The organism is Bacillus haynesii, from assembly GCF_001969855.1.
GTDB lineage: Bacteria > Bacillota > Bacilli > Bacillales > Bacillaceae > Bacillus > Bacillus haynesii.
This window is the reverse complement of record NZ_MRBL01000049.1, coordinates 1-1010: the sequence shown is the minus strand read 5'-3', so window position 1 is coordinate 1010 and position 1010 is coordinate 1. Positions and strand designations below refer to the sequence as shown.

2 protein-coding genes and 2 pseudogenes are annotated in these 1010 nt (G+C 41.1%); all 4 read left to right on the top strand.

Annotation, left to right across the window (positions count from 1 at the left end):
• A pseudogene (locus tag BTA31_RS23825) lies at positions 1 to 293 on the top strand (N-acetylmuramoyl-L-alanine amidase); the annotation flags it as partial.
• 2 nt (positions 294 to 295) lie between these two features.
• Positions 296 to 405, top strand: a pseudogene (locus tag BTA31_RS23820) (N-acetylmuramoyl-L-alanine amidase); the annotation flags it as partial.
• A gap of 74 nt (positions 406 to 479) precedes the next feature.
• A complete protein-coding gene (locus BTA31_RS22895; RefSeq protein ID WP_158039142.1) occupies positions 480 to 647 on the top strand; it encodes a hypothetical protein in 168 nt (55 codons plus the stop codon).
• A gap of 69 nt (positions 648 to 716) precedes the next feature.
• A partial coding sequence (locus tag BTA31_RS22080) for a LysM peptidoglycan-binding domain-containing protein (protein WP_142243770.1) occupies positions 717 to 1010 on the top strand: 294 nt, incomplete at its 3' end.

Below are 1010 nucleotides of genomic sequence, written 5' to 3'. Positions count from 1 at the left end.
CGTCTTGTTTCCCTTTTAAAAGAAAAAGGAGCTAATGTCATTTTAACGCGCTCTTCCGATCGTTACTTAAGTTTAAATCGTCGTGTTGTTATTAGTAGTTCGTATAATACGGATGCGTTTGTTTCGATTCACTACAACTCATCTCCTGCTCAATTGAGTCATGGAGTTGAAACGTATTATTATGCAGGAGACGCCGACAAATCGTTAGCGGCAAATATTCTACGGAACGTAACCAGCCAAACTGGATTCCAAAGTAATGGTGTTCGCTTCGGTGATTTTTATGTCTTAAGGGANNTTGGATATATCTCAAATCCTAGCGAAGAATCAAATATACAATCTGAAACCTACCAAATCAGAGCTGCCAATGGGATTGTTCAAGGGTTATCTGACTACTTTAGTTCTTAATATGATCCCGGTGGTAAAAAATGCATTTTATTGTTCGAATATTCCAAACATTCACAAAAATAGGGAGGGGCGTCATGCAAACAATTAAAAAATCGGGTATATACGTTAACTCTCAAAAAAAGCGTTGGGAATATTGGCTTTTACAAGAAGATAAGATCCCTGTACTTGTGTCATGGTTAAGCTGGGGCGCTCCACAAAGCGATTATAAAAAATGGGTATCCACTTATACAACAATGGACTAAAACTGGGTTCATAATCAGTCACACCCTAACCATATGGGGAGCGAAAATGAGATGGGAGGTTAGAAGGTAATGAAGAAGATAGCAGCAGGTTTTGCAGCTTCTGCAGCTCTTGGAACCTCGCTGGCTGCGTCACCGGTGGAAGCCCAGACGATCAAGGTCAAGAGCGGGGACTCGCTGTGGAAGCTTTCAGCTCAATACAACAAGAGTATTTCCGCACTGAAATCAGCCAACAATCTGTCATCAACAGTGATTTATGTTGGACAAACCTTGGAGATTCCAAATGGAAAGTCGGAAAGCAGCAGCAAAAAATCAAGTTCTGCGAGCTCAAGTTCCAGTTCTGCAAAGACCACTTACACGGTTAAA